Annotated in this window: 26 protein-coding genes; 10 read left to right on the forward strand and 16 right to left on the reverse strand. The window is 71.5% G+C overall.

Annotation, left to right across the window (positions count from 1 at the left end; all coding sequences use genetic code 11):
• Positions 1 to 12 precede the first annotated feature (12 nt).
• Entirely contained in the window at positions 13 to 672 is a 660-nt protein-coding gene (locus tag KOI35_RS14895) for a permease prefix domain 1-containing protein (protein ID WP_215787709.1), read from the forward strand.
• On the opposite strand, the gene KOI35_RS14900 is transcribed toward KOI35_RS14895, so the two are convergent.
• The 3 genes from KOI35_RS14900 to KOI35_RS14910 are packed head-to-tail and all read right to left on the reverse strand — an operon-like array spanning position 638 to position 3,486.
• On the reverse strand, positions 638 to 1,639 hold the full coding sequence (locus KOI35_RS14900) for a vWA domain-containing protein (RefSeq protein WP_215787711.1): 1,002 nt from the start codon (positions 1,637 to 1,639) through the stop codon (positions 638 to 640). The genes KOI35_RS14895 and KOI35_RS14900 overlap by 35 nt on opposite strands.
• On the reverse strand, positions 1,629 to 2,201 hold the full coding sequence (locus KOI35_RS14905) for a class F sortase (RefSeq protein ID WP_215787713.1): 573 nt from the start codon (positions 2,199 to 2,201) through the stop codon (positions 1,629 to 1,631). The genes KOI35_RS14900 and KOI35_RS14905 overlap by 11 nt, the downstream gene beginning before the upstream one ends.
• A 1-nt stretch (position 2,202) precedes the next feature.
• Positions 2,203 to 3,486 (reverse strand): hypothetical protein, encoded by a 1,284-nt coding sequence (locus tag KOI35_RS14910; protein ID WP_246613063.1) that lies wholly within the window; start codon positions 3,484 to 3,486, stop codon positions 2,203 to 2,205.
• Between the two features lie 170 nt (positions 3,487 to 3,656).
• On the opposite strand from KOI35_RS14910, the gene KOI35_RS14915 reads away from it, so the two are divergent.
• On the forward strand, positions 3,657 to 5,063 hold the full coding sequence (locus KOI35_RS14915) for a serine/threonine-protein kinase (RefSeq protein ID WP_215787714.1): 1,407 nt from the start codon (positions 3,657 to 3,659) through the stop codon (positions 5,061 to 5,063).
• A gap of 237 nt (positions 5,064 to 5,300) precedes the next feature.
• Here the strand turns inward: KOI35_RS14915 and KOI35_RS14920 are convergent, their stop codons facing one another.
• Entirely contained in the window at positions 5,301 to 6,491 is a 1,191-nt protein-coding gene (locus KOI35_RS14920; protein WP_215787716.1) for an alpha-amylase family protein, read from the reverse strand.
• A gap of 107 nt (positions 6,492 to 6,598) precedes the next feature.
• Here KOI35_RS14920 and KOI35_RS14925 point away from each other — a divergent pair, with 107 nt between their 5' ends.
• Positions 6,599 to 7,510, forward strand: a complete 912-nt coding sequence (locus KOI35_RS14925; RefSeq protein WP_215787718.1) for a sigma-70 family RNA polymerase sigma factor — start codon at positions 6,599 to 6,601, stop codon at positions 7,508 to 7,510.
• Here the strand turns inward: KOI35_RS14925 and KOI35_RS14930 are convergent.
• From KOI35_RS14930 to KOI35_RS14945, 4 genes are all read right to left on the reverse strand, one after another.
• On the reverse strand, positions 7,459 to 8,634 hold the full coding sequence (locus KOI35_RS14930) for a right-handed parallel beta-helix repeat-containing protein (protein ID WP_308120991.1): 1,176 nt from the start codon (positions 8,632 to 8,634) through the stop codon (positions 7,459 to 7,461). The genes KOI35_RS14925 and KOI35_RS14930 overlap by 52 nt on opposite strands.
• Before the next feature lie 9 nt (positions 8,635 to 8,643).
• Entirely contained in the window at positions 8,644 to 8,814 is a 171-nt protein-coding gene (locus tag KOI35_RS14935) for a hypothetical protein (RefSeq protein ID WP_215787720.1), read from the reverse strand.
• 53 nt (positions 8,815 to 8,867) lie between these two features.
• Positions 8,868 to 9,608 (reverse strand): SDR family oxidoreductase, encoded by a 741-nt coding sequence (locus tag KOI35_RS14940; RefSeq protein ID WP_215787722.1) that lies wholly within the window; start codon positions 9,606 to 9,608, stop codon positions 8,868 to 8,870.
• Positions 9,609 to 9,795: 187 nt separating this feature from the next.
• Positions 9,796 to 10,548, reverse strand: coding sequence for an NYN domain-containing protein (locus KOI35_RS14945; RefSeq protein ID WP_215787723.1), 753 nt, complete (start codon positions 10,546 to 10,548; stop codon positions 9,796 to 9,798).
• 39 nt (positions 10,549 to 10,587) lie between these two features.
• On the opposite strand from KOI35_RS14945, the gene KOI35_RS14950 reads away from it, so the two are divergent.
• Positions 10,588 to 11,583, forward strand: coding sequence for a proline racemase family protein (locus tag KOI35_RS14950; protein WP_308120992.1), 996 nt, complete (start codon positions 10,588 to 10,590; stop codon positions 11,581 to 11,583).
• 79 nt (positions 11,584 to 11,662) lie between these two features.
• On the opposite strand, the gene KOI35_RS14955 is transcribed toward KOI35_RS14950, so the two are convergent.
• Positions 11,663 to 12,247, reverse strand: coding sequence for a peptidoglycan-binding domain-containing protein (locus KOI35_RS14955; RefSeq protein ID WP_215787728.1), 585 nt, complete (start codon positions 12,245 to 12,247; stop codon positions 11,663 to 11,665).
• A 392-nt stretch (positions 12,248 to 12,639) separates the two neighbouring features.
• Here KOI35_RS14955 and KOI35_RS14960 point away from each other — a divergent pair, with 392 nt between their 5' ends.
• The 4 genes from KOI35_RS14960 to KOI35_RS14975 are packed head-to-tail and all read left to right on the forward strand — an operon-like array spanning position 12,640 to position 14,810.
• Entirely contained in the window at positions 12,640 to 13,047 is a 408-nt protein-coding gene (locus tag KOI35_RS14960) for a hypothetical protein (RefSeq protein ID WP_215787730.1), read from the forward strand.
• Positions 13,048 to 13,085: 38 nt separating this feature from the next.
• On the forward strand, positions 13,086 to 13,691 hold the full coding sequence (locus KOI35_RS14965; protein WP_215787732.1) for a hypothetical protein: 606 nt from the start codon (positions 13,086 to 13,088) through the stop codon (positions 13,689 to 13,691).
• Positions 13,688 to 14,005: a type VII secretion target gene (locus KOI35_RS14970; RefSeq protein WP_215787735.1), complete on the forward strand. Its 318-nt coding sequence runs from the start codon at positions 13,688 to 13,690 to the stop codon at positions 14,003 to 14,005. The genes KOI35_RS14965 and KOI35_RS14970 overlap by 4 nt, the downstream gene beginning before the upstream one ends.
• A gap of 13 nt (positions 14,006 to 14,018) precedes the next feature.
• The gene (locus tag KOI35_RS14975; RefSeq protein ID WP_215787736.1) at positions 14,019 to 14,810 is read left to right on the forward strand and encodes a hypothetical protein; all 792 of its coding nucleotides are present in this window, start codon (positions 14,019 to 14,021) and stop codon (positions 14,808 to 14,810) included.
• On the opposite strand, the gene KOI35_RS14980 is transcribed toward KOI35_RS14975, so the two are convergent.
• Positions 14,797 to 16,038: an APC family permease gene (locus tag KOI35_RS14980; protein ID WP_308120993.1), complete on the reverse strand. Its 1,242-nt coding sequence runs from the start codon at positions 16,036 to 16,038 to the stop codon at positions 14,797 to 14,799. The genes KOI35_RS14975 and KOI35_RS14980 overlap by 14 nt on opposite strands.
• Before the next feature lie 23 nt (positions 16,039 to 16,061).
• Positions 16,062 to 16,643 carry a GNAT family N-acetyltransferase gene (locus KOI35_RS14985; protein ID WP_215787738.1) on the reverse strand — a complete coding sequence of 194 codons (582 nt, stop codon included), beginning with the start codon at positions 16,641 to 16,643 and terminating at the stop codon, positions 16,062 to 16,064.
• A gap of 157 nt (positions 16,644 to 16,800) precedes the next feature.
• On the opposite strand from KOI35_RS14985, the gene KOI35_RS14990 reads away from it, so the two are divergent.
• Positions 16,801 to 17,127 carry a hypothetical protein gene (locus KOI35_RS14990; protein WP_215787741.1) on the forward strand — a complete coding sequence of 109 codons (327 nt, stop codon included), beginning with the start codon at positions 16,801 to 16,803 and terminating at the stop codon, positions 17,125 to 17,127.
• Here KOI35_RS14990 and KOI35_RS14995 read toward each other — a convergent pair.
• On the reverse strand, positions 17,124 to 17,714 hold the full coding sequence (locus tag KOI35_RS14995; protein WP_246613064.1) for a TetR/AcrR family transcriptional regulator: 591 nt from the start codon (positions 17,712 to 17,714) through the stop codon (positions 17,124 to 17,126). The two genes, KOI35_RS14990 and KOI35_RS14995, sit on opposite strands and share 4 nt — an antisense overlap.
• A gap of 54 nt (positions 17,715 to 17,768) precedes the next feature.
• Here KOI35_RS14995 and KOI35_RS15000 point away from each other — a divergent pair, with 54 nt between their 5' ends.
• Entirely contained in the window at positions 17,769 to 18,566 is a 798-nt protein-coding gene (locus KOI35_RS15000) for an SDR family NAD(P)-dependent oxidoreductase (protein ID WP_215787744.1), read from the forward strand.
• Here KOI35_RS15000 and KOI35_RS15005 read toward each other — a convergent pair.
• From KOI35_RS15005 to KOI35_RS15020, 4 genes are read right to left on the reverse strand one after another with little or no spacing between them, the layout of a single operon-like run.
• Complete coding sequence (locus KOI35_RS15005) at positions 18,563 to 19,447, reverse strand: SDR family oxidoreductase (protein WP_215787745.1); 885 nt, start codon at positions 19,445 to 19,447, stop codon at positions 18,563 to 18,565. The genes KOI35_RS15000 and KOI35_RS15005 overlap by 4 nt on opposite strands.
• The gene (locus KOI35_RS15010; protein WP_215787747.1) at positions 19,444 to 21,123 is read right to left on the reverse strand and encodes a vWA domain-containing protein; all 1,680 of its coding nucleotides are present in this window, start codon (positions 21,121 to 21,123) and stop codon (positions 19,444 to 19,446) included. The genes KOI35_RS15005 and KOI35_RS15010 overlap by 4 nt, the downstream gene beginning before the upstream one ends.
• Positions 21,120 to 21,902 carry a DUF4062 domain-containing protein gene (locus KOI35_RS15015; RefSeq protein WP_215787750.1) on the reverse strand — a complete coding sequence of 261 codons (783 nt, stop codon included), beginning with the start codon at positions 21,900 to 21,902 and terminating at the stop codon, positions 21,120 to 21,122. Before KOI35_RS15015 ends, KOI35_RS15010 begins: the two co-directional genes overlap by 4 nt.
• Positions 21,903 to 21,949: 47 nt before the next feature.
• A complete protein-coding gene (locus KOI35_RS15020; RefSeq protein ID WP_215787752.1) occupies positions 21,950 to 23,602 on the reverse strand; it encodes a CocE/NonD family hydrolase in 1,653 nt (550 codons plus the stop codon).

Raw genomic sequence — 23,602 nt, forward strand, 5'->3', positions numbered from 1 at the left:
AAGGATGGGCGCGTGACCTATGTTGCGCGGCTCGACGCCGCCCTCGTCGGGCCACGTCGGGCCCGACGCGACCTGCTGCAGGAGGCGGCCGACCACCTCGACGACGCCACCGAAGCGCTGGTCGGGGCCGGCTACCCCGAAGCGGAGGCGCGGGCGCGGGCCGAGGCCGACTTCGGCCCGGTCGACGTGGTGGCCGCCGGCTATCAGACCACTCTGGCCGTGGCCGCGTCCCGTCGTACGGCGTGGCTCCTGCTGGCCGCCCTCATCGGTCAGCCGTTCCTGTGGGACGAGGGGATCGACCTGATCGGCCTGGCCCACGGGAGCGCACCCGGCACCCGGACGTACGCCGTGCTCAACGAGACGATCGAGGTCGTCGGCGGGCTGATGCTGCTCGGCGCGGTCGCCGCCGTCGTGGCCGCCGGGATCGGCAACCGCTGGGTGCACGCCGGCCGCCGGATCGCGCGGGCCACCGCGGCGCTCACCCTGGTGGCCGTCGTCTTCCTGCCGCTGAACGCGGCCGGCCTGCTCACGGCCAGTGCCGACGGGCCCGCGGTGTGGTGCGTCGTGCTGGTGCTGCTGGTGCTACCGCTGCTGGTGGCGGCGGGCAGCGCCCGCCACACCCTGGCCGCGGCGGCCCCTACGCCTCCCCGGACGGCGGGCCGGGCACAGTAGCCCGGCCGTGCGCGATCACGATGGGCGGCGGGCGGCGCCGGCGCCGGGAGCGGCGCAGCAGTAACCACGTGACGAGCAGGCCCGCGGCGACCACCCCGGCCGTGGCCGCGGCCAGTGCGATCAGCAGGCGGTCCGGTCCGTCGGCGGGTGGTGCGGCGGCCGGGGCGGCCAGGGTGACGTCGGCGGTCAGGGTCAGGTCGGGTGTGGTGACCTGCACCGGAACCGTGGTCGGGAGGTCGAGCGGGGTCGGGAACGTGACCAGGTAGCGGCTGCTCAGCGTCGTCTCGACCTGGTCGAGGGCCGGCACCACGGCGGGATTGCCGGCGGGCGCGAAGAAACCGCCGGTGGCCTCGGCGGCGGCCGTCCAATAGGGGCTGGCGTCGGCGGTGGTGGCCACGACCAGGATGACCCCCGCCGCCTTGAACTTCTCGGCCAGGTCGCCCGCCGAAAGACCGCCGGCGTCGGCGGCGCCGGTGTAGACGACGGCTATCTTGCGGCCCGCGGGGACGTCGGGGAACTGGGCGGCGGCCAGACTCAGGGCCTGGGCCGTGTCGCGGGGGCCCTTGGGCTCGACGGCGTCCAGGGCGGCCACGATGCCGGTCGGGTCCTGCTGCGGCGGGGCGATCACGGTGGCGGGGGCCGAGTCGCCGATCACCGTGGCCCGGGTGCCGGTCGGTGCCTCGAGGATGAACCGGGCGCCGGCGCTGAGCCAGGCCGGAACCGCCCGTACGTCGGTGGCCGACGTGTCGACCACGATCGTCACGGCCAGACCGGCCGACATCAGCGGGACGACCGGGACGGTGCGGCGCTCGCCGTCGATCGTCACCGCGGCCGAGCCGGGGGCGGGGCCGCCGGCCGCGCTCAGGTCGACCACCACCGAGGTCTGGTCGCCGTCGGCCAGCACCGCCTCGACCGGCAGCGGGACGGCCACGGCCAGCAGCAGGGCGGCGAGAGCCTCAGACCACATCGGCGTACGCGATCACGTTGTCACGATAACTGCCGGCCGCGTGGTCGAACGTGCCGCCGCAGGTGACCAGGCGCAGTGTGGGGTCGAGGGACGGGGCGTACACGAGGTCGGTCGGGAAGCGGGTCTTCTCCACGCGCGACACCTTCGTGATCGTGAACTTGGCGACGCTCTTGTCGGCCCGGACCACCTCGACCAGGGTGCCGGCCTTGACCTTGTGCAGGCCGGCGAAGATGCCCGGCCCCGCCTTGGAGTCGACGTGGCCGAGGATCACCGCCGGACCGTCCTGGCCGGGGCGCGGGCCGCCGTCGAACCAGCCCGCCTCGTGCACGCTCTCCGGCACCTCGACCGCGCCGTCGTCCTGCAGCCCGAGGTCGATGATCGGGCTGTCGACATGGAGCGCCGGGATTCGGAGGCGTACGGGAAGCGCGGTTTTCTCGTAGGTCGTGCTGGAGCGGAAATCGTCAGCCGGAGCGGACGAAGCCGGCGCCGGCGCGACCGGTGGGGAGGAGCCGTGGCACGACGAAAGAAGCACCAGGAGAAACAGGGCGAGGAGGCGGCGCATCTCAGACGTGCCCGGCCAATCCGCCGAAGCCGGTCGCCGCACCACCCTTGGGCAGCTTGGCCGCCACCGTCGAACCGAACGCGTCGGCCAGGGTCCGGGCCAGGTGGAACATGTGGTCGTAGGTCTCGTAGGCGATGTCGTGGGCCGACTGGTAGTTCTTGGCCGCGTAGAGGTCGGCGTGCTGCATCAGCATCCGGTCGTGCTCGCCGAGCGCGGCCTCGAGCGCGGCCGGCGTGGCCCGCCCGTTCGTCGCGGCCGAGAGGAACTTGGCCAGATCCTTCTGGAACTTGGTCAGGGTGTCGCGCGCCATCTGCTGCTTGGCCGTGTCCTTGGCCGCGGTCGCCGCCGCGTACGCCACCAGCGCCTCGACGTGCGTGCCCCAGAGCTGCTGGAACTGCTTGGCCGCGGCCGCGTTGAACAGCGTGTCGACGGCGGCGGCGATGTCGCTGGTGTTGGCGTTCATCGACTGGCCCGAGGCGGTGAAATCGGGCGTCCGGGTCACCGCGGCGCGGGTCGTGTCCTCGATCAGCACGGCGTGCTCGGCCAGCAGCTTGCCCAGTTGCGAGCGCAGCCGCCACACCGGCTCGTCCAGCACCGCCGTGTCGGACGGCGGGAGCAGCGCCTTGGCCAGGCCCAGACCCAGGTCGTACGTGTGCTGGAACCCCATCCGGAAGAGCTCGTCGGCCTTGGTGTAGTCGCCGGCCGCGTACGCGTCGGCCTGCCCGGTCAGGTGCTCGATGTGCGTGACGACGAGGGGCAGGGCGGTGGCCATCGGGAGCCGCCCCTGCGACGCCCCGGAGAAGAACTGGGCCAGCCGGGTCTCGTACTCGGTGAGCTCGGCGAGCGCCTTCGCCTTGGCGGTGTCGTCGTGGTCGGCGAGCGCACCCGCGTACGCGAAGAGCATGACGACGTGCTCCGACCACAGTGGCCGGAATTTGGCCGCGGTGGCGTCGCCGAACAGTTTGCCGACCAGACCGGTCATGTCGTCCGTGTTGCGGCCCAGCGAGGCATTTGCCGCCTGCACGAAGTCGTCGTCGCCGCGGAACCGGCTGCGCATCATGTTCGACGCCAGCACCGAGTGCTGCCCGAGCAGCGCCTCGAAGTCGACGGCCAGGTCGGCCGGGCTGGTGCTGTCGGGCGCCGCCTTCACTTCCGCCCCGGCCACCATGCGGCCGACCGTGGTCGTCGTCGCCTCCGACGGCGCCACCAGACGCACCGCCGTCACGGTCGCCGCCGTCGCGGTGACCACGGCGACCGCCGCGATCCGATATCCCAGTTTCCGCATAGCCTCGCCAGCCGGTCGTTCCTGCAGGTCAGGTTTCGCGAGCCGACCATACGCCCGATCCGGATGACCTTCGACTCCACCGGACGGATGAGGCATGCCGACACATGTACCGATGGTGATCAATAGTTCGCCGACGTTCGGGGAACGCCGATCGGGGTAAGTTCGGGCGTATGACGGCGGCCGGCGACCTCATCGGCTCGCGCTGGCGTGTGCTCGGACCGCTGGCCAAGGGCGGGCTCGGCCATGTCTGGCTGGGCGCCGACGAACGCACCGGCCGCACGGTGGCACTCAAGAAGTGCGGCCTGCCCAAATCATTGACGGCGGAGAAGCGTTCCCTCGTACGCCTGTGGGTGCCCCGAGAGGCACGCGCCTTCGCCCGGATCCAGCACCCCAACGTCATCCGCACCCTCGACGTGCTGCTCGACGGCGACGCCCCGTGGATCGTCATGGAGTACGTGCCGTCCCGCTCGCTGCTCGACGTGATCCTGGCCGACGGCCCGCTCCCGCCCGCCCGGGTCGCCGCGATCGGCCTCGACCTGCTGGCCGCACTGACCGCCTCGTGGGACGCCGACGTGCTGCACCTCGACGTCAAACCGTCCAACGTGCTGATCGCCGAGGACGGCCGCGCCGTGCTGACCGACTTCGGCCCGGCCGGCAGCAAGGCCGGGGTGGCCGCCCTGGCCGAGGCCGAGGTCATCCTGGGCTCACCCAAATACGTGGCCCCCGAGCGGCTCTTCGAGCTGATCACCGACGAGCGCTCCGACCTGTGGTCGCTGGGCGCGACGCTCTACCACGCGGTCGAGGGCCGCACCCCGTTCACCCGCGAGACCACCGACGACGCCCTGCACGCGGCCGACGCGGGCCGCCCCGACCCGGCCGTGCTGGCCGGCCCGCTCGAGCCGGTGCTGTTCGGCCTGATGCGCCGCGACCCGGCCGAACGCATGGCGGCGGCCGAGGTCCGCCGCCGGCTCCGCCGCATCGCCCCGGCCAGCCGCCGCACCCGCGTACTGCGTACGGCCACCGCGGTCGCCGCGGCCGGGGCGGTCGCGTTCGCCGGGGTGGCGTTCGCCGGCCAGAGCCCGTCGCCGGCCCCGTCGTCCTCGCCGACGCCGCCGCCGAGCGCACCGGCCCAGGTGGCCGCGCCCGCGCCGACCCTGCCGCCCGGTTTCGTCTGGTGGACCCACCAGCGCGCCGACTTCCGGGTCGCCATGCCCAAGACCTGGAAGCCGGCCTGGAAGGCGGGCACGCTGCGCTGCACGTCCCCGACCGGCCACCCGACGATGACCGTGTCCCCGTGGACCGACCCCGGCAACGTGCTGGCGGCCCTGACCCGGGCCGAGTCGGAGAAACCGCCGCCGGGCTACCGCCGCCTGCGCATCCAGCCGCTGGACGACAGCCCCGGCGCCATCTGGGAATACACATTCCAGGATCCACAGGCGGGCCGCATGCGAGCAATGCGCCAGGTCGTCAAGGTCGGCCCGTCCTGGTACGCCCTCGACTGGCGGGCCCCGGCCACGGACTGGGCAACCGACCTGCCGACCCTGCTCGAGGTCGTACCGACCCTGACCGTCAAGTAGCGCGCCGCCGCCGGTCTAGGAGAGGCCGAGGACCCGTCCGGCCAGGCCGGCGTCGTGAAAGCGCGAGTACCTCGTCCGGGCGTGCATGACCTGCACAGCGAAGCGGTTTCGCTGCCGGCGCCGGGCCGAGAGCCGCCCAGGGCCCGAGGACGCGCGTCTGGTCCCCGCCGCCGGCCACGTACGTGTGCGCGTGCGGCTCCATGGCGAAGCCGTGCGGCAGCCGCGCGGCCCCGGTCGTCAGGCGATCACCGCCCAGCCGTGGGCGGGGACCACCGCCGGATCGCCCGCGTCGGCTGAGGATTCGAGGACCTCGGCCGCCGGGTCGATGCCGGGGAAACGGTACGGCTCGTCGCTCAGGTTGAGCAGCGTGGTGATCCAGTTGCCGTCGTGGGTCGAGGTCAGCGCCACCGCCTGGTTGGTGAGGTGGGGCGCGGTCGTCACCGCGTACGTCAGCCAGGGGTTTCGGCGCCGCAGGCCGATCAGGCGCTGATGCAGTCGATAGGTCGGCCACCCGAACTCGGCCAGCTCGCCCGGGGTCGCCGGGAACGCGGGCCGGATCGCGTCGTCGCCGCCCGCGCGGTCCTCCTTGATGCCGGTGAACGCCTGCTCGTCGCCGTAGTAGAGGCTCGGGATGCCGCCGACGGTGAACAGCACGGCCAGCGCGTGGGCGAGGTGTCGCGGATCGTCGAGTTTGCTGGCGATGCGGGTGACGTCGTGGTTGCCGACGAACGTCATCGGCACGCCCGCCGCGAGCACGGCCGCGTGCCGCTCGAGGGCCCACGCCAGCTCGAAGAAGTTCCCGTCGTTGATGCTGCTCCAGATCGCCTTCCACAATTCGTACTGGGTCAGCGAATCCAGCGTCGTCTCGCGCAGGATCGCCGGATAGTCGCCCTGGATGTATTCACCGACAAACCAGGAATCAGGAGCGGTTTCCCGTACGCGGGCAAGCGCGGCCCGCCAGAATTCGGGCGGGACGCCGTAGGCGACGTCGAGCCGCCAGCCGTCGATGCCCCGCTCCAGCCAGTGCTGCATCACCTTGACGACATGGTCCTGCACCTCGGGCTGCGAATGGTCGAGCTCGCGCAGACTGTCGTGCCCCTCGAAATCGCCGCCGGTGAACCAGTGCGCGGGCGCCTGGAAACTGCGCCCGACATGGTTGAAAACGCCATCGAGCAGCACCCGTACGCCTCGGGACCGCGCGGCCGTGATCAACGCGTCGAAGTCGGCCTCGTCGCCGAGCCGCGGATCGATGCGGAAATGGTCGGTCGTGTCGTAGCCGTGCGTCTCGGAGGCGAACACCGGGCCCAGTTGCAGCCCGTTCGCGCCCAGCTCGACGGCGTAGTCGAGCCATTGCTCGATCTGCCGCAACGGCCCGAAGCCGAGCGGATATACATGCCACCAGATAGCGTGCCCGGCCCACGAATTCACCCGCCGACCCTACTGCCAAACATGGCTCCGGATCAGATAGCGTGCCCGGCCCACGAGTTCACCCGCCGACCCTACCGCCGGTCGCGGGGGCCGGTCAGGATAGGGCGATGGGGCTGAACGATCTTGACGAGGCGGCGCGGGTCTTCACGCAGGTGCGGCCGCGGCTCTTCGGGATCGTCTACCGCATGCTGGGCAGCGCCGCCGAGGCCGAGGACGTGGTGCAGGACGTCTGGGTGCGCTGGCAGACCTACGACCGGGAGACCGTGGACAATCCGGGCGCCTTCCTGGCCACCACGGCGACCCGGCTGGCGATCAACCAGCTGCGCTCGGCCCGGGTGCGCCGCGAGGCCTACGTCGGGCCGTGGCTGCCCGAACCGGTCGACACCGGCGCCGATCCTTATCTGGGGGCCGAGACCGGCGACCTGCTCGAGACGGCCGTGCTGGTGCTGCTCGAGAAGCTGACCCCGAACGAGCGGGCGGCTCTCGTGCTGCGCGAGGCGTTCGATTATTCGTACGGGGAAATCGCTTCTATTCTGCGGAGCAACGAGCCCGCCGTACGGCAGATGGTGTCGCGGGCCCGCAAACGCGTGACCGGGGAGCGGCGGGCGCCGGTGCCGGTGGACGCCCATCGTGAACTGCTCGCCACGTTCATCACCGCGGCCCGCACCGGGGATGTCGCCCGGCTGGAGAAGCTGCTGGCGGCCGGCGTCTCCACCATCACCGACGGCAACGGTGCCCGGTACGCGGCCCGCAAGGTGGTCACCGGTGTGGCCAAGGTCGCCCCGTTCCTGGCCGCCTTCCCCGACAAGTGGTGGGTCGGCGTCGAGCCCCGGTTCGTCACCGTCAACGGCGGGCCCGGCGCCGCCCTGATGCGGGGCGACGAGCTCGCGGGCTTCCTGACCATGGAGGTGTCCGCGGACGGCATCGAGCAGCTGTTCTGGATCCTGAGCGCGGAGAAGCTCGCCGGCTATCTCGTGAGCCGTGATCCGGAAATCGACGGCTTTCCCGAGCCCAGGTAGAAGATGCCGGGCAGGCCCGCGGTCTCGAAACCGGCGCTCGGGTTGCCGCGCACCTGCGAGTTGCGCAGGCGCAGGATGCCGGTGCGGTCGTTGCTGACGAAGAAGATCGCGCCGCCGCCCTCGGCCGCCTTGTTGTCGCGGATCACCGTGCCGTCCAGGGTGAGTGTGAAGGTGTTGCCGTCGAGATAGATGGCGCCGCCGCTGCCGCCGCCCGGGGTGCCGCCGCGGGCCGGGTTGGCGCCGCTCCCGACGGCCGAGTTGCCGCTGAACACGCTGTTGAGCACCGTCCACGAGACGCCGATGCTGCTCAGAGCGGCGCCGTTCGAGCACACACCGCCGGTGAAAGTGCTGCCGGAGACGTACACGGGGAGGTCTTTGCTCTGGTCGAGGGCGCGGATGGCGGCGCCACCGAGGTCGGGGCCGGTGCGGTCGCAGCGGTTGCCGGTGAACCGCGAGTTGACCACCTTGAGACGGCCGCCGCGGGCGAAGATGGCGCCGCCGCCCCCGCCCTCGGCCTTGTCGCCGGTGCTGTTGCCCTGGGTGAAGACCAGGTTCTGGACGGTGAGCCGCGGCGACTCCTGGTCGTTGCAGTGCGACGTGGTCCACTGCTGGGCCTGGTCACAGGTGTTCTGGTAGAGGATGCGCCGCTTCCCGCCGCCGCTCAGCGTGACCTTGCCGCCGCCGTCGAGCACGACCGTCGAACTGGTGTTCCGGACCTTGGCCGTGGCCGTCATCGTGATCGTGACCGGGGCCGGGCCGCAGTCGAACGTGATGATGCCGCCGCGGGCGACCGCCTTGACGACGGCGGCCGAGGTGCAACTGGCCGGGGTGCCGGTGCCGACCGTGCGGTCCGGTTTGCCGGTGTCGACCGGGCGGGCGTCGGACGGGATCTTGGCGTTGCCGTCCGAGTTGCCGGGCTTCGGCAGCTTTGTGTCGGCCGGCTTCGACGGCGTCGGTTTCACCGCCGACTTCGTGGGGGCCGGCGCGCTCGACGGCCCGGACAGAACGGGCGCCGGCGCCGACGACGCGGGCGCGGACCATTGCGGAGCCGCGGCCGTGTCGTCCGCGCAACCGGCCACCAGGAACAGGCCTGCCAGGGCGATCACCAGTCGACGCTTGAGCACTGGCCGACTCTAGAGATCACCGCGTCGGCCCGCCAGTCGCGGCACCGGCCCGCCGGCCACCGCGCCGGCCCGCCGGCCACCGCGCCGGCCCGCGGCCACCGCGCCGGCCCGCTGGCCGCGGCGGATGGCCCGCCAGTCGCAGCACCGGCCCGCCAGTCGCAGCACCGGCCTGCCAGTCACCGTGCCGGCCTGCCAGTCACCGCGCCGGCCCGCCAGTCGCGGCGGATGGCCCGCTACTTCTGGGTGGCCAGCCACTCCCGGAACGTCGTCGTCGCGATGACCGCGTCGCCGGGGGCGGTCAGCACATCGCCCTCGACCGCGCCGAACATCCCGGCCGCCGGATCGGTGACCACCGGCCGCGGATCACCCTGGGCGGCCAGCGCCACCCGGCCCAGCTTGTCGAGCGTGAACACCTCGGGCCCGGCCACGTTCCGGACGCCCAGCAGCGGCGGCCCGGCACAGACGCCGGCCACGGCCCGCGCGATGTCGGCCGACGCGAGGGGCTGCACCGGCGTGGCCGGCAGCCGGACCGTGTCGCCGTCACTCGTCCACGACAGCACCGACTTCACGAACTCGAAGAACTGGGTCGCCCGCACGATCGACCACGGGACCGGCCCGCCCTTCAGCACGTCTTCCTGCAGCACCTTGGCCCGGTAGTAGTCGAGCGCGGGCACCTGGTCGACACCGACGATCGACAGGATCACCGCGTGCCCGACGCCCTGCCGCTGCGCTGCGGCCAGCATGTTCTCCATGGTCACCCGGAAGAACTCGGGCGACTTCTCGTCGAACGTCGGCGAGTTCGTCAGGTTGACCACCACGTCGGCGCCCTTGAGCCCGGCGTCGAGCCCCTCACCGGTGAGCAGATCGACCCCGTTCGACGGCGACAACGGCTCCGCGTCGTGCCCGTCGGCCGCCAGAAACCCGACGACCTGCGACCCGATCAGCCCGGTCCCACCCAGCACGGCGATCCTCATGTCTCCACAACCCTTCGTGTTCCGTCTCGGTCATCACTCATGACCGGACAGTCCCCGCGGTTGTGACCGGACGCGCGACGTGTCCCGCGTCACGCGGCCGCTTTCCGAGCAGCGTCGGACTCGTCCGTCGCCCCTCTTGGTGCGGCGGCGCTCATCCCGTACGGGAAGGATCGTCGTCTTGGCCTTGTCAGCCCTCTTTCTTGGCGCGGCGGCGTTTGTCGCGTACGTGGATGACCGCCTTCTTGCCGGCGCCGGTGTCGCGCCGCTCGACATCGAACAGGTTGATCGCGGTGATCAGGTCGCTGAGCTTGCTGTAGCCGTAGGTGCGCGAGTCGAAGTCGGGGCTCTGGTTGGTCAGGATCTGGCCGACGTGGGCGAGGGTGGCCCAGCCGTCGTCGTCGGAGGCCGCCTCGACCGCGTTGCGCACCTGGTTGAGCAGCGCGTTGTTGGTGCGCAGCTGCTCGGCCACGCTCAGCGGGGCCGGCTCGGGGGCGGTCGGGCCGGTCAGGTTTTCCGTGTAGACGAACTTGTCGCACGCGGCCACGAACGCCTTGGGCGTCTTGCGCTCGCCGAAGCCGTAGACGGTCAGGCCCGACTCGCGGATGCGCGAGGCGAGCCGGGTGAAGTCGCTGTCGCTGCTCAGGATGCAGAACCCGTCGAACCGGCCGGTGTAGAGCAGGTCCATCGCGTCGATGATCATCGCCGAGTCGGTGGAGTTTTTCCGGTTCGTGTAGGCGAACTGCTGCATCGGCTGGATCGACTGGGCCAGCAGCTCGTCCTTCCAGCCCTTGAGGTTGGGGCCGGTCCAGTCGCCGTACGCCCGTTTGACGTGCGCGGTGCCGTATTTCGCGATCTCGGCCAGCAGCGCCTCGATGATCCGCGCCTGGGCGTTGTCGGCGTCGATGAGCACGGCTAGCTTCGCATCGTTTTCGGTGGCCACGGTCGACAGCGTACGGGCGGGGTGCGACAAGATCTCCTGGTGATCACAACAGTCGACTACCACACCGCCGGGGAGCCGTTCCGGATCGTGCCCGCCCCGCCGGTCGAGCTGCCCGGTGAATCGGTGGCGGACCGGCGCGTACGGGCGCTGGCGAGCAAGGACGCCCAGGCCCTGCGCGAGCTGCTGTGTTTCGAGCCGCGCGGGCACGCCGACATGTACGGCGGTTTCCTCGTGCCCCCGGACGACGACGGCGCCCACCTGGGCGTGCTGTTCTGGCACAAGGACGGCTTCTCGACCGCCTGCGGCCACGGCACCATCGCGCTCGGCGTCTGGGCGGTCGACACCGGGCTGGTCGAGGCGCCGGACGACGGTACGGTCGACGTGGTCATCGACGTGCCGTCGGGCCGGGTTACTGCGCGTGTGCACCGAGAGGGCGGCCGTACGGTGGCGGTCGACTTCGTGAACGTACCCAGCTATGTCATCGCCCGCGACGTCACGCTGAGCACCTCGCGCGGCGAACTCGCCGTGACCGTCGCCTACGGCGGCGCGATCTACGCCACCGTCGACGCGACCACCGCCGGCCTGACCGTCGATCCCGCGCACTACCAGGAGCTCATCGCCCTGGGCCGGGAGATCAAGTGGGCCCTGAACGACAGCGAACACGCCGCCCATCCCGACGATCCGCGGCTGAGCGGCATCTACGGCACCATCCTGTACGAGGACCTCGGCCTCACCGACGGTGACGTGCACCAGCGCAACGTGACGGTGTTCGCCGACGGCGAGGTCGACCGCTCACCGTGCGGCTCGGGCACGTGCGCCCGGCTGGCCGTGCTGGCCGCCGAGGGCCGGGTCGCGCCGGACGGTCCGCGGCTGCGCCACGAGTCGATCGTCGGCTCGGTGTTCACCGGCGCGATCGTGTCCGCTTCGGACGGCGCCGTGCGGCCGCAGGTAACCGGAATGGCCTACCGGACCGGCACACACACCTTCGAGATCGACCCGTTCGACCCCCTCACGCCGGGCTTCGTCCTGCGCTAGCGGGGTCCTGGCTGTGACCGACCGGCCCACCGCCGGCCCGGGATGCCGGGCGGCGATGGGCCGGTCACGGGCGCAGCGATCAGTCGAGGACCAGGTCGCAGAAGACGCCGGTGGCGATGCCGTACGGTCCCGGCGCCAGGGCGCCGAGCCCGCCGCAGAACACGGACTTGCCGACCTTGCCTTCGGTGGACGGGTTGAGGCCGGGTACCGCCGCGCCGATGTCGCAGCCCCAGCCCAGGGCGGTGTTGCAGGGCAGGCCGGTGCCGTGGGTGGCGAGGGATCTCGCGGATTTGGTCTCGAACCATTGACGCAGCGCCGCGCGGGAGCGGGTGCCGAACTTGCCGTTGGGGATGACGCTGGGAACGTAACGCTGCTGGAAGGTCACGACGAGAGCGCGGGTCCGCTCGGTGTAGAGGCCGTCGACCGGGATGCGGGTCTGTTTGGTGCCGACGGCCCAGTTCATCCAGGTCTGCAGGCTGATGATGCAGGAGCCGGCGGTGCCCAGGTACATCAGGTCGCATTCGCTCATGTCGAGCGTGATGCGCGTGTTGTACGGCGACTGGATGCCGGGATCGGCGTGGGCGGCGGTGCCGGCCCCGATGATCAGGGCGCCGGCGATGGCCATGGCGGCGAGCGCTCGGCGGAAGGGTCCGTACCGTCTCATGATTTCTCCTTCGAGTCGGCGAGTTGGTGCTGCTGACACGGCCGGGTCCGGCGGCCCGTTCAACCGGGCACGCCCGAAGATGAGTCGCTCACCCGAAAGAGGGGCGTCTTCCTGCAGGTCATGACGAATCTCCGTGCGCCGGGGACCGGATGTGTTCCAGCCTCGGCGACGGCGATGATCAAGGCGCGCAAGCTTGCTGCGCCGGCGTCGAGAAAGTCGAGTTGACGCGGGCTCAGCCGGGCCGACGCGTACGGACGCTGATCACCATTCCCGCTCGCGGGTGCGCTGCCGGCTCGTCGTCTGCCATGTCGGACAGACTGGAAGTGAGCGGGGTTGCGAGGCCTTACCACTTCAGACACTCTGGCCCTCTCGCGTTACCCGGGGGTGAGGACGTGGCACGAGCGAAGGCCAAGGGCCGGACCGACGGGTTCAGTCTCGTGATCATTCTGCTGACGCTGCTGATCATGTTGTTCGGGCTTGTCATCGGTGCGCTGTGGTTCGACGAGGTGGCCGACGCGTCGCCGTTCGGGCGGGCGGGCACCGTGGTTGTGGCGGTCGTGATGGCGGTGATCGCGGTGGCCTCGACGATCGTCGCCGCCCGGGGCATGGTGGCTGCCCGGCGCGTCGCGTCGGTGGCCTGTTTCGCCGCGGCCGTCGTGGCCCTCGTCCTGGCGCTGTTCATCCTGCTCTCGGGCGGCATCGCGATCAGCCTCGGGTTCCTGCTCGGTTACGCCACGCTCGCGTTCGGCCTGATCGGGAACGCCGTGCTGCGCAACACGACATCGGCAACGGGGGGATGAGACGGGTGGATCCCGATCGGATTCGTGAGATTCAGCAGATGGGGCGGCTGGCGCACGAGCTGGCCGCGGTTGCGCCGAGCCGCACCGAGGGCAACGACGCGACCGGCTTTGTCCATCTCGTCCTCGGCGCCGACGGGGTGCCGGCCGAGATCCGGGTGCGGGACCGATGGGCGCAGCACCTCCCGCCGTCGCGCCTGGGTGCGGCCGTTCTCGAGGCCAACGCCGACGCCGTACGCCGTGCCCTGCGCATGTGGACGGATGCGCTCGACGACTCCGGGTGGCCCGCCCCGGCCGCCGACCCGGTCGATCCGCCGCTCCCGGCCGGGCGCGACCGCGACGTCAACGTGGTCGCCGAGGAGGCGATCGCCGCGCTCGAGAAGGCGCGGGCCGAGCCGGACGTGCCGGAGGGCAGCGACGACGGCCGGCACGTGACCGTCCGGGTCGGCGCCGGCGGGCTGGTCGCTTGCGTCGTCGACGCAGACTGGGCACAGAACCGGGACGGCGCGTCGCTGACCGCGGCTCTGGCCACCGCGCTGGGCCGGGCGACGGCACAGCGGGCGGCCCGATCCGAGACCGGCCCGGCCGCCGACGCCCTGGCCACCCTGACCGCGATCACCCGACCGACCGAAGGCGGCGAACGATGACGCAACCCCCGAACGCGGAACAGGTCGCCGTGGCCACCGGCGCCCTGCGGTCCGAGGCCGGTGTGTGGGACGAGCAGAGCGGCCGGCTCGGCGAGCTGAGCACCAAGTCGGCCGGCATGGAGTTCGGCCGGCTCGAGGCGGGCGTCTTCCAGATCATGGTGAGCCCGTACAACGACGTCGTGCACGTCGTGGCCGGCCGCACCGGTGAGGGCGCGACCGCGATGACCGAGATCGCCGCCACGCTGCGCAGCGTCGCCGACACCTACGATGCCGAGGACAAGGCGTCCGAGCATCGCATCCGCAACGTTTACTGACGGGGACTTTCCGATGTTCAGCCAAGCCCAGTACGAAGCCGTCATCCAGGAGATCGACTCCGGCATGACGACGTTCCAGGCCAAGCTCGGTGAGGTCGTGCCGACCGCCAACGCGGCGATGAGCAGCCCGTTCATCCCGCCGCCGGTGGCCCAGGGGTTCAAGTGGATCGCCGAGCAGACTGTCAAGATCGGCACCGAGATCCTGGAGTGGTTCAAGGACCTGCTCAAGGGCGTGGCCGCCCCGGTCTACCTGTTCATCGACGCGTGGCACTGGATGGAGATCAAGGGCGTCGCCAACGGCGTCTCCACCGATCTGTCCGGGGCCGCCCTGGTCGTCGACGACTCCGACTGGTCGGGCAAGGCGCGTGACGCCTACCTGAGCGTGGCCGGCGCCCACTCGGCGGCGGCGGCCCGGGTCGGCTCGATTGCCAACGGCACGTCGGTCAACCTGATGGTGAGCGCCACCGCCGGCCTGGCCTTCTACACCACCCTGGCCGCCGTGCTGGCCAAGCTGATCAGCGCGCTGGTCGTCTCGATCGCCGCGATGGGTTCCGGCATCTTCTCGGGTCCGGGCATCGCGCTGTTTCTCGAGGAGGCCGGCGTCAACACCGCCCTCATCTGGGGCGCCGTCGCGACGCTGGGCACGTTCCTGGGCTCGCAGGCGACCGCGCTGATCACCCTGCACGGCGAGGCGGTCGACCCGACCAGCTTCCCGAACGGCGCGTGGCCGCGTACGGACACCGGGCTCTACAGCGACGCCACGGTCAAGGACGGCGACGCCGACTGGTCGCTCAAGGGCGCCTGACCCTGCGCGCGGCGTAGATCAGCGCGCCCAGCGCGATCACGGCGGCGCCGGAAACCACCGCGGTGACCGGCAGCGAGGCGGCGAGGAGCAGGCAGCCGGCCAGGCCGACGATCGGGACGAGCCGGGCGGGCCGGTGCTCGGCGCGGCTCAGGGTCAGCGCCGAGGCGTTCGCGATCGCGTAGTAGAGCAGCACCCCGAACGACGAGAATCCGATCGCTCCGCGCAGGTCGACCGAGGCGGCCAGCACCGCCACCACCAGCCCGACGGCGAGTTCGGCCCGGTGCGGCACCTCGAACCGGGGGTGGACGGCGTCCAGCTGCGGAGGCAGGTGGCGGTCGCGGGCCATCGCGTACGTGGTGCGGGAGACCCCGAGGATCAGGGCCAGCAACGACCCGAGCGCCGCGACCGCCGCCCCCACCCGCACGACCGGGGTCAGCCAGCCCGCACCGGCCTCGGTGACGGTGGCGGCCAGCGGTGCGGTGGCCGATCCCAGGCCCTGTGGTCCGAGCACGCTCAGCACGGCGACCGCGACCGCGGCGTAGACGACGAGCGTGATGCCGAGTGCGGCGGGGATCGCGCGCGGGATCGTGCGTTCCGGGTCGCGGACCTCCTCGCCCAGGGTGGCGATCCGGGCGTAACCGGCGAACGCGAAGAACAACAGGCCGGCTGACTGCAACACACCCCGTACGGGAAAATCGCCGGTGGGAAGAAGTTGCTCGGCCGAGGCCGCCGGTGACGAGAGCCCGGCAACGACCACGGCGGCCAGCACGCCGAGCACGACGGCGACGATGACGCGGGTGGCCAGCGCCGACTTGTGCACGCCACGCCAGTTCAGCGCCGTCAGCGCGAGCACGGCGACCACCGCGGCCGGCCGCTCGAAACCCGGGGCGGCGTAGGCGGCGAAGGTCAGCGCCATGGCCGCGCACGAGGCCGTCTTGCCGATCACGAACGCCCAGCCGGCCAGGTAGCCCCAGAACGGGCCGAGGCGTTCCCGGCCGTAGACATAGGTGCCGCCGGACGACGGATAGCGGGCGGCCAGCCGGGCCGACGAGGTGGCGTTGCAGTAGGCCACGACGGCCGCGATGGCCAGGCCCGCGAGCAGCCAGCCACCCGCGGCCCGGGCGGCCGGCGCGAACGCGGCGAAGACGCCGGCCCCGATCATCGCCCCCAGCCCGATGACGACGGCGTCGCGCGGGCCGAGCCGCCGGGCCAGGCCACGTGGTTGCACGGCCGGACGGTACCTCAAGCGGGTTACCGGCCGGCAGACTCCGGGCGTGCTGCCCCGGTGACCTCGAGGCGGGCCAGCACGCCGACCCCGCCGTCGAAGGTCAGGCCGGGGAACCAGAAGTCGCGGGTCACCTCGGTGAAGCCCAGCTCGGTGTGCAGATCGAGCGACGACTGGTTGTGCGCGTTCGCGAAGTACCAGATCTCGGTGGCCCGTCCGGCCACGGCCTCGAGCCGGGCGACGGTGAGCGCCCGGCCGATGCCCCGGCGCCGGTGTTCGGGCGCCACGACCAGGCCCAGCAGGTACCAGCCGGCCGGCGCCGCGTTGGGTGGCGCGTCGTCCGGAGGCGTCCACCGGGTGGCCCGGGCGTAGCCGGCGATCCGGCCGTCGCTCAGTTCGGCCACGAACAGCATCCGCTCGGGGTCGGTCACGCTGTCGGTCAGGCTCGTCTCCCACGGTCCGCGATCCAGCAGCAGAACCCGCTCGACCAGGTCGAGACAGGCGGGTACGTCGGCCACCACTGCCTCGCGCACGGTCGCCGGCCGGTCGTGCTCGTCGCGCCCGGTGGGTTCCGGTTGATAGGCCGCGTAGACCCCGATGTCAACCATGCGCCCGATGGTCGCACAAGCCTCCCGGTCGATGCTGTCCCCGATCGTGGTGGACGGCGTGGACCGGCGGCGGTGAAAGCCCGTGCCGACGATCCATGCCCTGGCGCTGGCAAGTGGCCGGCGTGACAGATCTTTGCAGGTCAGCTAGCATCGCCGCGTGACTGAACGCGTTCAAAAAGCTTGGCTCCGGGCGAGCGCGGCCTACGTCGTGGTGGTGCTGGCCCTGAGCGTCGGCACGGTGGTGTCGGACTCGTATGGCGTCGTTGTTGCCCGGCTGCTTGTCTGCGCGCCGTTCAGTCTGATCGTGGGGCCTTTCGAGGTTCTTTTCCTGTACGCCGTCAGTGCGTGGCTCGGCTCGGGAACGGCGATCGCCGCCGTGGCAGCGGCCCTGGACGTGCTGGGGTGGGGAATGCTGGCGGCGCTGCAGGCCTACGTCGCGTACGCGATGGTGTCGCTCGTCCGGGCGCGGCTTCGCACCAGTTAGGCGCGCAGGACGGCGATCGCCTCGTCGAAGACCTGGACCGGGTCGGCTGTTCCGTTCGAGGCGGCCCACGCGTCGACGGCGGCGTCCAGTGCGGCCAGCGCCGCCGCCACGAAAGCGCGCGCCCGCGGGTCGGGGGTGTCGGTGGCGGGCAGGCCCAGGCGGCGCTGGATGTCGGGGGCCAGCAACTCCTGCCAGCGCAGATGCTTCTCGAGCAGGCTCGCCCGCAGGGACGGCGCGTCGTGGTGGATGCGGGCCAGCGCCAACTGCTCGGCCAGGTCGCCGTCGTCGGCCGGGACCAGCACCAGGAACGCGGCGCGGATCGCGGGCCATGCGGCCTCGTCGGCCGGGCGGGCCGTCAACGCGTCGCGCACCGCCGCCCCCAGGGCCACGGTGTCGCCCATGACCAGGTCTTCCTTGCTGGCGAAGTAGTGGAAGAACGAACGCCGGGAGATGCCGGCCGCGGCCGCGATCTGGTCGACCGTCGTCGCCTCGAAGCCGTGCTCGCGGAACAGGCGCAGCGCGGTCGCCGTGATCTCGGCGTGGACCGCGCGGCGGGTGCGCTCGCGCAGCGACGGGGGCTTGGTCATGCCCTCAGTGTAGTAACTTGCACCGGGTGCAACATTCTGCATAGAGTGCAGCGCATGGGTGCTATCGATTTTCGTGGACAGACCACTGTTGTCACCGGCGCCAGCTCCGGCATCGGGGCCGCGTTCGCCCGCGAACTGGCCCGGCGCGGGTCGGACGTGGTGCTCGTCGCCCGCCGGGTCGACCGGCTGGAAACGCTGGCCGGTGAGCTCGAGGACGCGTACGGGGGAAAGGTGTTGATCGTCGGTCTTGATCTGAGCGTGCCGGGCGCCGGGCAGAAACTCGCGGCCGAACTGGCCGGGCGCGGAGTCGAGGTGACCGGGCTGGTGAACAACGCCGGCTTCGGGACCGACGGCGCCTTTCACACCGAGGATCCGGCGCGGCTGGCCGACGAGATCACCGTCGACGTGGCGAACCTGGTCGACCTCAGCCGCGCCTTCATCGAACCGCTGCGCCGGGCCGGCACCGGCATCCTGGTCAACGTGGCCAGCATGGCGGCCTACACGCCGAATCCGGGCATGGCGGTCTATGGGGCGTGCAAGGCGTTCGTGCTCAGCTTCACCGAGGCGCTCTGGTACGAGTCGCGGGGCACCGGTCTGCGGGTGCTCTCGCTGGCGCCCGGCCTGACCCGCACCGAGTTCTTCGACGAACTGGCCGGCGGCGCCTACAGCGGCAGCTATCAGATGCCGGAGCAGGTGGTGGGTGAGGCGATGCGGGCGCTCGACCGGGGGCGGCGACCCAGCATCCAGTCGGGGTGGCGCAACGCGCTGGTGGTCAGCCTGCCGCGGTTCCTGTCCCGGCGGCGCACGGTGATGGTGGCCGGCCTGTTCGGCGCCCGCTCCCGCCAGGCCTAGCGGTAGCCGTCGTCGCCGGCTGGGCGGCCGGTCTGCATGACCTCGGTGAAGTAGCGCGGGAAGTCGGGGCGGGTGCCGTCGGTGTCGGTCAGGTCGTAGGTGTGGGCCAGGTCGATGCTGGACAAGGTCTGGCCGGTGAACCGGTCGTGGGCCGGGTCGGCGGCCAGCGCGGCCACCCCGCGGCCGACGAAATGCGGGGACTCGGTGATGCAGAAGTGCGGGTCGCGGGCGGTTCCGTCGCGCCAGGCGGCCTCGGTGGCGCCGTACTTCTCGAGCATGCGCTCGGAGCGCAGCCAACCCGGTGTGACCGCGACGGCGGTGGTGCCGTGCGGGCGCAGCTCGGCCGCCTGGGCCTGGGCGAGCCGGATCACCGAGACCTTGACCAGGTCGTAGTAGACCGACTCACGGTATTCGCCGTCGACCGCCTTGCCGTCGGTCATCTCGACGACCAGGCCACCCGGGCGGCGGATCAGCAGCGGCAGCAGGTGGTGGCTGGTGATCAGGTGGGTGTCGACGCCCTGGTGCAGCATGCGCAGGCCACGCTCGACCGAGTGCTCCCAGAGCGGCTTGCCCCACTCGGTGAACATGTCGCCGCCCCACACGTTGTTGACCAGCACGTCGAGGCGGCCCTGCTCGGTGCCGATCCGTTCGGCGAGAGCCGCTACCTGGGCCGGGTCGCTGTGATCGACGCGTACGGGGAAACCGGTCTTGATCTGCGCCGTTGTCTCCTCGATGGTCTCGGGCCGGTCCATCTCGGAGCGCCCGGCGGCCGACGACCGGCCGGTGACATAGACGGTGTAGCCCGCCTCGCCGAGGGCGATCGCGATGGCACGGCCCGACGCGCGGGTGCCGCCGGCCACCAGAGCTACGGGAGCGGTCATATCGGGGCACCGCCCAGCTGGTCGAAGATCTGTTTGACGATGGCGCGGACGCGGTCGCCCGAGGACGACGGCGGGGGAGTGGGGCAGTCGGGGCGGTTCGAGATGCAGTAGACCCAGCGCTGCTCGTCCTGGTCGAGTTTGGCCGGGCGGCTGCCGCCCGAGCAGCTCGAACCGAGCGTGCTGTAGATGCGGTCGATCGAGCACAGCGGCTTGTCGCCGACCAGGATGAAGAAGACCTGCACGCCGCGGTCGCGGTAGCGGCGGATCCCCTCGATGTCGCGCTGCTGCTCGGCCGAGCTTCCGGCGCCGGCCTGCTCGCCGTCGGTGATCACGATGACGGCCTGCTTGCGCGGGTTGTCCGCGTTGGCGCCGACCTCGTCACGGACCAGGTCGGCGGTGTCGCGGACCGCCTCGATCACCGGACTGTTGCCGCCCCGGTTGGGCACGTCGGGCACCGCTATCCGGGTCGGATCGCCGAAACCCTCGGGCGGGGCCAGCGGTTCGTACGCGGCGCCGCCCGCCCCGGGAAAGCCGTAGAAGGCCACCCGGTCGGTCGCCGACAGGCTGCGCAGGGCACTGGTCATCGCCGCGGCGACCTCGCGTTTGTACGGTTCGGTCGAGCCCGACTGGTCGATCGTGACGGCCAGGCTGATCCGTTTGCGCAGCGTCTCGCGCCAGCGTTCGAGGATGGCGCTGACCACCGGGCCGTTGCGCGGGGTGAGCCGGTGCGGGGCGTCGGCCTCGAACCCGTTCGCGTCGAACTCGGCCTGCCACTTGCTGCTGGTGAGCGTCTTGTGGAAGGCCTCGGCCAGCTCCTGCTTGCGGTGGTCGAGCTTGGGGCGCACCAGGAACGGGTGGTCGAGCGTCGGGTCGGGCCCGGCCAGGTCGAGTCCGCGGTAGTAGCGGGTGAGATCGGGGAAGCCCTCGGCCACGGCCTCCTCGTTGATCAGCGCGGTGGGCAGCGAGCCGACGTCGACCGGCGGCTTGAACGAATTGAGGTAATCGACGATCTCGCCCGGGTAGGACGCCACCGACCGCTCGATGGGTGCGGCCAGCTTGTCGAGCCGGCCGGCCCGCACGTCGTCGGCCGAGATGCCGCTGCCGCCGCCCGCCGCGGCCTCGAACGCGAGGATGGTGGCCATCGCGCCCGACGTCGAGTTGAGCGCGTTCTCCTTGAGCAGGTCGAGCCGGCCGTCGGTGGCCTGCTTGGCCAGATCGTTCCAGGTCACCGAGCCGGAACCGCCGAGTGCGGAGTCGAGCGGGGAACCGGATTTCACGTACAGGCGCATCCGGCTCGAGGCGAACGAGCCGAGGCTCTCGTCGTAGCGGGTCTCGTCGGCGAGCATCGCGTTCCAGAACGAGTGGGTGGGCAGCCACACGTCCGGCAGCTCGGCCGGGTTGGCCGAGCCCGCGATCGCCTGCTCGGCGAAGCCGGAACTGATCGGCACCACCGTCACGCATGAGTATTCGCGGGCGGCGCGCTGGACCACCCCGTTCGGCGGGTCGGTGCGGGCCTTCCCGGGCTCGGTCGACGACCAGACGATGATCGAGGTGCCGTGGCACTTGTCGCCGGACGGCAGCGCGACCTCACCCAGCACGTAGGCCAGCAGGCCCGCCACCACCACACTGAACAGGCTGACCAGGGCCCGTCCGCCCCGCAGGAAGTCGACCGTCATCGCAGCACCCAGATCGAGGTCAGGACCCGGATCGCATAGGCCGCGACGCCGCAGATCAGGGACAGGGTCAGCACGGTCCAGAACGATCCGGCGTCGGCGGCCGAGAGGCGGATGGCGAAGTAGATCGAGGCGCCGATGGCCACGAACGCGCCTACCGCGAACGACTGCGGGTCGAGCACGCTGTCGAGGTATTTGGACTGCGGGATCTCTTCGCGCCGCACCTCGCGGACCGCGTCGGCGACCGCGCGGGCGAGCCGGCCGGCGTCGGACGGGAGCTGGTCGGGCCGGTGCGTCTCGACCCGCTCGCGGAGCAGCCCGATCCGGCTGTCCGGCTTGTTGTAGTCGTCATCCTGGTGCCCGAGGGTCCAGTGGGGCTGGCGGGGGAGAACTCGCCACAGTCGCAGGCGGTTGCCGCCGTGATGCTGGGCGGCCACGGCCAGTTCGAGATCGCTGACCGACCGCTTGGTCGCGTCGAGCTCGCCGTACTGCCAGGCGTACAGGCCGACGAACATCTTGGCCTTCTCGATCGCCGCCGCGCGCTTCTTGGGCCCGGGATTCTCGACCAGCTCGACCGGCTGCCGGGCCAGGCGCTTCTTGACGGCCTCGCGGTGCTCCTCCATCTCGTCGTAGGACGCGCCGAGATAGACCGGCACCTTTTCCTCGGCCGACGCCCGCCACCGCCGGAACGGCCAGCTCACCGCCGCGACGAGGGCGGTGACCACCACGGACCCCAGGTAGGAACTGAGATTGTCGGTGATGGTGCGCCAGAGATCGGTCAAGGCCGCCCCTCCAGGGTGGATGGAGGCCCCATCGTAGGACGCGTTTGCTACAGCACGTGTACCCGAATGTGCGACGGGTGATCGGCGTCGTGGAAGATCTCGAACGCGCAGTCGCGCCCCTCGGTGGCCACGCCGAACGGCTCGGCCGTGCCCATGTTGCGCGCGTAACGCGGGAACGCACCCCCGCTGACCTGCACCCGCAGCCGATGTCCGGCCTTGAACCGATAGGCCGTGGGAAAAAGTTCCACCCCGATCTCCCGTACGCCGTCGGGGCCGGGCGCCTCAGCCGTCGTGCGCGGGTCGAGGCGTTGGATCCCGTCGACCACGTTGCGCGAGACGCCCTTCGGGTCCACATCGCACAGACGGACGAAGACATCCGCGTACGGAATGGAGGTGCGCGCGAACACGGTGGCGTTCACCGGGCCGACGACGTCGAGATCGTTGTCGAGCACCGGGCCGGTGAACACGAGCACGTCGTCGCGTTCCTCGATGAACCGGTTGTCGGCCTGCTTGCCCGGTGGTTGCAGCATCGGCCCGCCCACGGTCGGCGTCGGCCGTGCCGGCGAATACGTGAAACGGCTCGTCGCGCTTGTCTCGTCGGGCTTTTCTTTCAGGCCGCCTTCGCCCGACAGGTGAAGATCCTTTTCCCGTACGGCGGCGGGCGGCCACTCGTCGAACTCGAGCCACCGTTTCGCCTGTTGCAGATAGACCCGCACCGGTGCGCCCTCGGGTGCCGGGCCTCCGTTGAGGTGGTGGTCGAGCCATTTCGCGTCGCTCTGCAGAATGGCCCGCAACTCGCCCGGCTCGCCGTGCAGCCACGGCCCGACCACCAGCCGCGCCGGCACCCCGGCCGCGCGCAGCGCCGTGTAGTCGGCCAGGTTTCCGGCCACGAACAGATCCCACCAGCCGGTGACCGTGCTGACCGGCGGCATGCGGGTCAGGTCGGCGCCGTCGTGGTCGGCCTGATCCCAGAACGTGTCGCCCGGCTCGGCGTGCGCCACGAAGTCGCGCCAGAACGGCACGGCGGCGCCCGCCACCAGCACGTCGACCGCCTGCAGGGGCAGCTTGCCGAGCGCCCGCCGCACCCGGGTGCGTGCCCGCGGGTCGGGTAGCCCGGAGAGCAGGCCCGGCTGTTCCTGCGTGCCGATCGACGCGGACCAGGTCAGCGCGGTCTGGATCTGCGGGACGCCGTGCTCGTAGAACAGCCGGTCGGTCATGTTGGCCGAGGTGATGTGCGGGGCGACGCAGGTCAGCGGCGGGTCGGCGTAGGGCGCGACGGCCCACTGGGTGTGGCCGAAGTAGCTGCCACCGGCCATCGCGATGCGCCCGTCGCACCAGGACTGCTTGCGCAGCCAGTCGACGGTGGCCAGGCCGTCCGCACGTTCGGTGGTGAACGGCCGGAACTGGCCGCCGGAACCGAACGTGCCCCGGGTGGCCTGCATGAACACCTGGAATCCGCGCCGGGCCAGGGGAGCGGCGAAGACCTGCCCGTAGACGCCGGACCGCCCGTAGGGCACCCGGATGAGCACGACCGGCATCGGCTCGTCGCGGCCGGCCGGGCGGTAGTGGTTGGCCAGCAGCGTCACGCCGTCGGGCATCGGTGTGGGGACGCCCTCGCGCAGCTCGTAGGGAACCGCCCTGGTCGGCAGCCCCAGCGCCTTGTCGGCCACCAGCCCGGCCACCCGCGTGAATCTCGCCAT

This window comes from Paractinoplanes bogorensis (genome assembly GCF_018829635.1).
In the GTDB taxonomy this organism is placed as follows: Bacteria; Actinomycetota; Actinomycetes; order Mycobacteriales; family Micromonosporaceae; genus Actinoplanes; species Actinoplanes bogorensis.

Coding starts and splice junctions, on each gene's coding strand:
- KOI35_RS14905 (WP_215787713.1), bottom strand. CDS start 2,201: ATGCGCCGCCTCCTCGCCCTGTTTCTCCTGGTGCTTCTTTCGTCGTGC.
- KOI35_RS15010 (WP_215787747.1), bottom strand. CDS start 21,123: ATGACGGTCGACTTCCTGCGGGGCGGACGGGCCCTGGTCAGCCTGTTC.
- KOI35_RS14940 (WP_215787722.1), bottom strand. CDS start 9,608: ATGAGGATCGCCGTGCTGGGTGGGACCGGGCTGATCGGGTCGCAGGTC.
- KOI35_RS15005 (WP_215787745.1), bottom strand. CDS start 19,447: ATGACCGCTCCCGTAGCTCTGGTGGCCGGCGGCACCCGCGCGTCGGGC.
- KOI35_RS14975 (WP_215787736.1), top strand. CDS start 14,019: ATGTTCAGCCAAGCCCAGTACGAAGCCGTCATCCAGGAGATCGACTCC.
- KOI35_RS14970 (WP_215787735.1), top strand. CDS start 13,688: ATGACGCAACCCCCGAACGCGGAACAGGTCGCCGTGGCCACCGGCGCC.
- KOI35_RS14910 (WP_246613063.1), bottom strand. CDS start 3,486: ATGCGGAAACTGGGATATCGGATCGCGGCGGTCGCCGTGGTCACCGCG.
- KOI35_RS14915 (WP_215787714.1), top strand. CDS start 3,657: ATGACGGCGGCCGGCGACCTCATCGGCTCGCGCTGGCGTGTGCTCGGA.
- KOI35_RS14955 (WP_215787728.1), bottom strand. CDS start 12,247: ATGAGACGGTACGGACCCTTCCGCCGAGCGCTCGCCGCCATGGCCATC.
- KOI35_RS14925 (WP_215787718.1), top strand. CDS start 6,599: ATGGGGCTGAACGATCTTGACGAGGCGGCGCGGGTCTTCACGCAGGTG.
- KOI35_RS14900 (WP_215787711.1), bottom strand. CDS start 1,639: ATGTGGTCTGAGGCTCTCGCCGCCCTGCTGCTGGCCGTGGCCGTCCCG.
- KOI35_RS15000 (WP_215787744.1), top strand. CDS start 17,769: ATGGGTGCTATCGATTTTCGTGGACAGACCACTGTTGTCACCGGCGCC.
- KOI35_RS14965 (WP_215787732.1), top strand. CDS start 13,086: ATGGGGCGGCTGGCGCACGAGCTGGCCGCGGTTGCGCCGAGCCGCACC.
- KOI35_RS14995 (WP_246613064.1), bottom strand. CDS start 17,714: ATGACCAAGCCCCCGTCGCTGCGCGAGCGCACCCGCCGCGCGGTCCAC.
- KOI35_RS14985 (WP_215787738.1), bottom strand. CDS start 16,643: ATGGTTGACATCGGGGTCTACGCGGCCTATCAACCGGAACCCACCGGG.
- KOI35_RS15020 (WP_215787752.1), bottom strand. CDS start 23,602: ATGGCGAGATTCACGCGGGTGGCCGGGCTGGTGGCCGACAAGGCGCTG.